Raw genomic sequence first — 7,120 nt, 5'->3', positions numbered from 1 at the left:
ATCAGTATTGCAAAAATGGGGGTGACCATAGATTTTTATGGGTGGGATGCGGTGTCTTTTTCCTTGCGCTAACGTCGAAGCATTGCCAAATCACATCACAAGGACCTGCATGTCGTTCATCCACGCCAATCTGATCCACATCCTCGCCGCGCTCTGGTTTGTCGTCTGCTGGGGTGGCTACACCCGTTACGCAACGTGGAAGGGCCGCGACACCGCGTGCCTGGCCAGCGTGTTGCACCTGTATCGCGAAGACTGGATGCGACGCATGCTGTTGCGCGACAACCGCATTGCCGATGCCAGCGTGATCGGTAACCTGGAGCGCAATGCCTCGTTCTTCGCTTCCAGCACATTGATTATCCTGGCCGGTATTCTCACCGTATTGGGTGCGTCCGACAGAGCCGTGTCGTTGCTGGCGGATATCCCGATGGTGCAACAGGCTTCCCAGGGGATGTCGGAGATCAAGTTGTTGTGCCTGGCGCTGGTGTTTGTCTATGCGTTCTTTACCTTCAGCTGGTGCATGCGTCAGTACAACTTTGCGGCCATTCTCGTGGGCTCGGCACCGATGATCGGCGAGCGCCATGTATCCGAGCAAGAGCGCAAAGCCTTTGCTTCCAGAGCCGCCCGTGTCATCTCCATGGCGGCCAACCAGTTCAACTTTGGTCTGCGTTCCTATTACTTTGGCATGACCATGCTGGCGTGGTTCGTCAGCCCCTGGTTGTTCATGTTGATGAGTGCCGGCGTCGTGCTGGTGTTGTATCGCCGCGAGTTTCACTCCGACGTTCTTGATGTGATGGTCTATACCCCTACAGAGGCGCCATTGCCTGAAGCAAACAAGGAAGCTGCTTGATGAGTATTCCGTTCTGGTGTGTGTTTATCAGCGCATTGTTGATTTACGTAGCTCGTATACCTGTGGCCAAAGCCATGAAAGAGCAGGGCGGTTACGACAATCACTTGCCGCGTCAGCAACAGGCGCAACTAACCGGTTTCGGCGCCCGCGCATTGGCGGCCCATCAGAACAGTTTCGAGGCGTTCATATTGTTTGCGGTAGGGGTGTTGATGGCGCACACCACGCAGACGGCGGGATGGCTGATCGATACGCTGGCAATCATTTTCGTGATCACGCGCATCATTTACTTGCTGTGCTATTGGGCAGATCTGGCCTGGCAGCGCAGTCTGGTGTGGTTTGTGGGTTTAGTGTGTTCGTTGTTGCTGATGATTAGTCCGACTTTTAGGACGATTTTGGTCTAATGCCGCATTGAAAAACAAAAGCCGCAGATAAAAGAAAACCCGCACTTGGCGGGTTTTCTTTTATCACTAAAAACGCTTTTAGTTTTTAGGTGCTTCTGGCGCGGCTTCTTTTGTCGCTGCTGCGTTCGATTCGGCCTGAGCTTTGGCAGCTTCGGCGTTTTCTTTTGCGGCTTCGTTCACTTTATCCTGAGCTTCGCTCATTTTTTCTTGAGCTTGCTCAGAATGTTTGGCGGCATCTTGAGCTTTGTCCTCGGATTTTTTATCGCAGGCAGCGAGACCGAGGGAAGCGGTCAACATCAAGGCAATAGCTAAAGTCTTACGCATGGGGTGTTTCTCCTTATGGAAAATATCTACTGGCCTTTCGAGCATGGCGATCAGGGTTAAGTTCCTCAAATCACACAGATATATAAGTTTGTTTTGCTACGGAACTTTTACCCCTTGGCCTGCTACTTTTCCCGGACACTAAGGAGCGTTTATCAAATGGCCGAAAACCCCGTTTTTGAGCGTGCGACGCGCTTTCTGTCGGCATTGCGCCATTGTCAGGTACTCGGCATGCGTGTTCACAGCGCCAGCAGCGAAGGGCTGACGGTGATTTTGCCGTACAGCCCGCAGATCGTCGGCAACCCGCAAACCGGGGTGATTCATGGCGGTGCGCTGACCTCGCTGATGGACACTGCTTGCGGCATGGCCACCCTTTGCGTGCTGCCCGAGTTCGAAGTCTGCCCGACGCTCGACTTGCGCATCGATTACATGCACGCCGCCGAGCCGCACAAGGACGTGTACGGCTTCGCCCAATGCTACCGAGTGACCACCGACGTGATCTTTGCGCGCGGTTTTGCCTATCAGGATGACCCCGAACAGCCCATTGCCCATGTGGTGGGCACCTTCATGCGCATGGGCAAGGGCATCAAAGGCACCAAAGGGTTTGGCGGTGTCATTGCCGGTGCCCTTACTGGAGTTGCGAAATGACCGACACATTCAAGGAGCAACTTCAACAGGCCCATGCGCAGGGCGACTACGCCTCTCTGCTGCAACTGATCCCTTACGCCAGACTGATCGGTGTTGAATGTTCGCGTGTCGGGGATGAGCTGCTGTTTCGTCTGCCGGCCAACAAAGACAACATTGGTAATCCTTTATTGCCAGCGATTCATGGCGGGGTGATTGCCGGCTTCATGGAACTCTCGGCGGCACTGCACCTGCTGATTTTCACCGGCTCGCCCGGCGTGCCGAAGATTATCGACTTCTCCCTCGATTACCTGCGCGCGGGGCAGTTTCGCGATACCTGGGCCAGATGCCAGGTGTGCCGACAGGGGCGCCGAGTGGCAAACGTGGCAATTACCGCCTGGCAAAGCACCGAAGCCGAGCCCATTGCCACGGCCCGCGCTCACTTCAAAATCGAAGAGCCCTTGAAATCCTGATCTCAGCCCCCAACTCTGATGACAACCCGCCGCCGACCCTCAAGGTCGCGGCTTATGCCATCTGATTGGAGTTTGATGACCATGAGTGTGGAAACTCAAAAGGAAACCCTGGGCTTCCAGACCGAGGTGAAGCAACTGCTGCACCTCATGATCCATTCGCTGTATTCCAACAAGGAAATTTTCCTTCGCGAATTGATCTCGAACGCCTCTGACGCTGTCGACAAATTACGCTTTGAAGCGCTGGCCAAGCCTGAGTTGCTGGAAGGCGGCGCTGAACTGAAAATCCGTGTGAGCTTCGACAAAGACGCTAAAACCGTCACCCTCGAAGACAACGGCATCGGCATGAGCCGTGACGACGCGGTCACCCATCTGGGTACCATCGCCAAGTCCGGCACTGCCGATTTCATGAAACACCTGTCTGGCGATCAGAAAAAAGACTCGCACCTGATCGGTCAATTCGGTGTCGGTTTCTACTCGGCCTTCATCGTCGCCGATAAAGTTGACGTATTCAGCCGCCGTGCCGGCCTCGCTGCCAGCGAAGGCGTGCACTGGTCGTCCAAGGGCGAAGGCGAATTCGAAATTGCCACCGTCGAGAAAGCCGACCGTGGTACTCGCATCGTTCTGCACCTGAAGTCCGGTGAAGACGAGTTCGCCGATGGCTGGCGTCTGCGTAACATCATCAAGAAGTATTCCGACCACATCGCCTTGCCGATCGAGTTGCCGAAAGAAGTGGCAGCCGTTGAAGGTGAAGACAAGCCAGCCGTTGAATGGGAAACCGTCAACCGCGCCAGCGCCCTGTGGACTCGCCCTCGCACTGAAGTGAAAGACGAGGAGTATCAGGAGTTCTACAAGCACGTCGCTCACGATTTCGAAAACCCGCTGAGCTGGAGCCACAACAAGGTCGAAGGCAAGCTCGAGTACACCTCGCTGCTTTATGTGCCGACCCGTGCTCCGTTCGACCTGTACCAGCGTGAAGCGCCGAAAGGCCTGAAGCTGTACGTGCAGCGTGTGTTCGTCATGGATCAGGCCGAATCGTTCCTGCCACTGTACCTGCGCTTCATCAAAGGCGTTGTCGACTCCAATGACCTGTCGCTGAACGTGTCGCGGGAAATCCTGCAGAAAGACCCGATCATCGACTCCATGAAGTCGGCGCTGACCAAGCGCGTTCTGGACATGCTGGAAAAACTGGCGAAGAGCGAGCCTGAGCAATACAAGGGCTTCTGGAAGAACTTCGGTCAGGTCATGAAAGAAGGCCCGGCTGAAGACTTCGCCAACAAAGAAAAAATTGCTGGCCTGCTGCGTTTCGCGTCCACTCAGGGCGATGATGGCGAGCAGGTCGTAGGTCTGGCCGACTACCTGGCTCGGGCCAAGGAAGGTCAGGACAAGATCTACTACCTGACCGGCGAAACCTACGCGCAAGTCAAAAACAGCCCGCACCTGGAAGTCTTCCGCAAGAAAGGCATCGAAGTGCTGCTGCTGACCGACCGCATCGACGAGTGGCTGATGAGCTACCTCAACGACTTTGACGGCAAGAGCTTTGTCGACGTGGCACGCGGTGACCTGGACCTCGGCAACCTGGATTCGGAAGAAGACAAGAAAGCCGCGGAAGAAGTCGCCAAGTCCAAAGAAGGCCTGGTTGAGCGTCTCAAGACCGCTTTGGGTGAATCCGTCGCTGAAGTGCGGGTTTCCCACCGCCTGACCGATTCCCCGGCGATTCTGGCCATCGGTGAGCAGGACCTGGGCCTGCAAATGCGCCAGATCCTGGAAGCCAGCGGTCAGAAGGTTCCGGATTCGAAGCCGATCTTCGAATTCAACCCGGCTCACCCGCTGATCGAGAAACTCGACAACGAGCAGAGCGACGAGCGCTTCGGCGACCTGTCGCACATTCTGTTCGATCAGGCGGCCCTGGCGGCCGGCGACAGCTTGAAAGACCCGGCCGCTTATGTGCGCCGTCTGAACAAGCTGCTGGTTGAACTGTCGGTTTAACCGCGTTGTAAAAAAACCCGCTTCGGCGGGTTTTTTCATTCTGGGGCTTTTTACTGGGAGTTAGTCATGAGCCAAATCACTGTTCGTTCCGTCGCCTATCAGATCGACGGCCAGTCGTATGAAAGCCGTCTAGTCTTCGATGCCGACCATAAGAGCCCGCGCCCCGGTCTGTTGATGGCGCCGAACTGGATGGGCGTCAGTGCCGGTGCTGAAGAGATCGCCAAGTCGGTGGCCTCCAAGGGCTATGTGGTGTTGATCGCGGATCTCTATGGTCAGGCGACTCGTCCGCAGAACGGCGACGAGGCGGGCGCAGCAATGATGCCGTTGAAGAATGACCGCGCCTTGCTGCGCAAACGCATGCAGGCTGCCTTCGAACAGCTGCAAGGGCAGGGCGAGGCGGCGATCGATACCTCGAAACTGGCAACGTTCGGTTTCTGCTTCGGTGGTTGCTGCGCGCTGGAACTGGCTCGTACGGGCGCGCCGGTGAAAGCGGCGGTGTCGTTCCACGGCACATTGGATACGCCGAACGTGAACGATGCGAAAAACATCAAGGGCTCGGTGCTGGTGCTGCATGGCGCTGCCGACCCGCTGGTGCCGAAAGAGCAACTGCCGGCGTTCGAAGCTGAAATGAACACCGCTGGTGTGGACTGGCAATTGCTGAGCTACGGCGGCGCGGTGCATTCGTTCACCGATCCCCACGCCAATGTGCCGGGCAAAATGATGTATGACGCAAAGACCGCGGCTCGCGCGTTCATGTCGATGCATAACTTGCTGGATGAAGTGTTTAAAGGTTGATGGCTGGACACNGATCCCCACGCCAATGTGCCGGGCAAAATGATGTATGACGCAAAGACCGCGGCTCGCGCGTTCATGTCGATGCATAACTTGCTGGATGAAGTGTTTAAAGGTTGATGGCTGGACACTGATCGTTCCCACGCTCCGCGTGGGAATGCCTCTAGGGACGCTCCGCGTCCAGTGACGCGGAGCGTCACGGGCTGCATTCCTTTGCTGCGCGTGGGAACGATCAGCCGATCAGTTACAAGGGAGTTGGCGGGCTTCGGTGTTTCGGTAACTCGATCCGCTCGCTTTCGCCCGGCACTGTCGGCCAATCCCCGGCCGCCCAGCGCCGACGTGCTTCATCGATCAATGCCGGATCGCTGGCGACGAAATTCCAGTTGATCCGTCGCGGGCCATCCAGCGGCGCGCCGCCAAACAGCACGGCATGACAGTCGCTCTCGGCAAACAAGGTCATCTCTTTCCCGGCCGGCAATACCACCAGCGCATGCGGCTCTAGCGACTCGCCATCCAGTTGCGCTTCACCGCTCAGCACATACAGTGCCCGTTCTTCATGCTCGGTGGGAATCAGCAATGTGGTCGCCGTTTGCAGGTTCAATTCGGCGTACAGCGTAGGAGAAAGCACCGGCACTGGCGATTCGAGGCAAAAGCCTGACCCGGCGATCATCCGTATCTTCACGCCAAGGTTATCGCTGACGGGCAGCGTGGCAGCCGGATGGTGGCTGTAGTGTCCCGGGCCGTGTTCATGATCCTTGGGTGAAGCCAGCCAGATCTGTAAGCCGTGCATCGTAAAGCCGCTGTCTTTCAATGCTTCGGGTGTGCGTTCGACGTGGGCAATTGCACTGCCGGCGGTCATCCAGCTGACATCGCCGGCATTCACCACCTGATCGGAGCCGAGGCTATCCTTGTGCTGGATTTGCCCTTCGAACAAGTAGGTGAGGGTGGACAGGCCGATGTGCGGATGCTGACGGATGTTCATGCCTTTGCCCGCCGGGTAACGGGTTTCGAGCATGTGGTCGAAAAAAACGAAAGGCCCGACGTTGCGGCATTTGGCTGATGGCAACGGGCGAAGAATCGGCTGACCTTCGACATCTTCGGCGCGGGGACGGATCACAAGCGGAGTGTTCATGGTGCATTCCAGGCTGAGCGGGTGACGCAGAGGAGCATAACCCGCTTGTGCAGCCCTTGCCGCTATTGGCTGAAGGCGCCTTCGGACAGGTGGGTTTCAATGCTGATGTCGGAAGTGGTCATCAGCTTGTGTACCGGGCAGCGGTCGGCCACGCGGTGCAGCTCGTCACGCTGGGCGTCGGTGAGCACACCTTTGAGCGTGAGTTCGACGTGCAGGGCGTATTTGCCTTTCTGCTCTTCGCTGTTGTCGCGCGTGACCTCAACCTCGACGCCTGTCAGCGGGATGTCCTTCTTCTTGGCATACATTTTCAGCGTCAGGGCCTTACAGGCACCGAGGGCGGCGTCGAAGTAGTCGTGTGGTTCAGGCGCCGTGCCTTCGCCGCCAGAGGTTTTCGGCACATCGGCAAAAAGTTCGTGGTCATCGATCTGGACGCTGTGACGAAAACCTTCGGCGGAGACGGTATTGACGGTAACAGTCATGGGAAACCTCGCGGGCAATATGAAAAGTCATTCGATCAAAAAAGACCCTGAAGTTATAGAGCATT

The 7,120-nt window shown here is 56.8% G+C and carries 9 protein-coding genes; 6 read left to right on the top strand and 3 right to left on the bottom strand.

What is annotated here, in order from left to right:
- Positions 1–109: 109 nt before the first annotated feature.
- Together MMG91_RS09290 and MMG91_RS09285 are read left to right on the top strand one after the other, a co-directional pair.
- Complete coding sequence (locus MMG91_RS09290) at positions 110–847, top strand: DUF599 domain-containing protein (protein WP_048394339.1); 738 nt, start codon at positions 110–112, stop codon at positions 845–847.
- Entirely contained in the window at positions 847–1,248 is a 402-nt protein-coding gene (locus MMG91_RS09285; RefSeq protein WP_310659399.1) for an MAPEG family protein, read from the top strand. The genes MMG91_RS09290 and MMG91_RS09285 overlap by 1 nt, the downstream gene beginning before the upstream one ends.
- A gap of 78 nt (positions 1,249–1,326) precedes the next feature.
- Here MMG91_RS09285 and MMG91_RS09280 read toward each other — a convergent pair whose 3' ends face one another.
- Complete coding sequence (locus MMG91_RS09280) at positions 1,327–1,572, bottom strand: hypothetical protein (protein WP_305422562.1); 246 nt, start codon at positions 1,570–1,572, stop codon at positions 1,327–1,329.
- 156 nt (positions 1,573–1,728) lie between these two features.
- Here MMG91_RS09280 and MMG91_RS09275 point away from each other — a divergent pair, with 156 nt between their 5' ends.
- The 4 genes from MMG91_RS09275 (at position 1,729) to MMG91_RS09260 (ending at position 5,447) form a co-directional block, all read left to right on the top strand.
- Complete coding sequence (locus MMG91_RS09275) at positions 1,729–2,217, top strand: PaaI family thioesterase (protein ID WP_305448816.1); 489 nt, start codon at positions 1,729–1,731, stop codon at positions 2,215–2,217.
- Positions 2,214–2,666 (top strand): PaaI family thioesterase, encoded by a 453-nt coding sequence (locus tag MMG91_RS09270; protein WP_253548917.1) that lies wholly within the window; start codon positions 2,214–2,216, stop codon positions 2,664–2,666. The genes MMG91_RS09275 and MMG91_RS09270 overlap by 4 nt, the downstream gene beginning before the upstream one ends.
- Positions 2,667–2,747: 81 nt before the next feature.
- Complete coding sequence (gene htpG, locus MMG91_RS09265; protein WP_310659398.1) at positions 2,748–4,652, top strand: molecular chaperone HtpG; 1,905 nt, start codon at positions 2,748–2,750, stop codon at positions 4,650–4,652.
- A gap of 66 nt (positions 4,653–4,718) precedes the next feature.
- Positions 4,719–5,447 carry a dienelactone hydrolase family protein gene (locus MMG91_RS09260; protein WP_310659397.1) on the top strand — a complete coding sequence of 243 codons (729 nt, stop codon included), beginning with the start codon at positions 4,719–4,721 and terminating at the stop codon, positions 5,445–5,447.
- 241 nt (positions 5,448–5,688) lie between these two features.
- On the opposite strand, the gene MMG91_RS09250 is transcribed toward MMG91_RS09260, so the two are convergent.
- Together MMG91_RS09250 and MMG91_RS09245 are read right to left on the bottom strand one after the other, a co-directional pair.
- Positions 5,689–6,576 (bottom strand): pirin family protein, encoded by an 888-nt coding sequence (locus tag MMG91_RS09250; protein ID WP_305448820.1) that lies wholly within the window; start codon positions 6,574–6,576, stop codon positions 5,689–5,691.
- A gap of 62 nt (positions 6,577–6,638) precedes the next feature.
- Positions 6,639–7,055: an OsmC family protein gene (locus MMG91_RS09245; protein ID WP_305448821.1), complete on the bottom strand. Its 417-nt coding sequence runs from the start codon at positions 7,053–7,055 to the stop codon at positions 6,639–6,641.
- Positions 7,056–7,120: the final 65 nt, after the last annotated feature.

It is taken from the genome of Pseudomonas sp. JL3, from assembly GCF_031570575.1.
In the GTDB taxonomy this organism is placed as follows: domain Bacteria; phylum Pseudomonadota; class Gammaproteobacteria; order Pseudomonadales; family Pseudomonadaceae; genus Aquipseudomonas; species Aquipseudomonas cucumis.
This window is presented reverse-complemented; position numbering and strand designations above follow the sequence as displayed.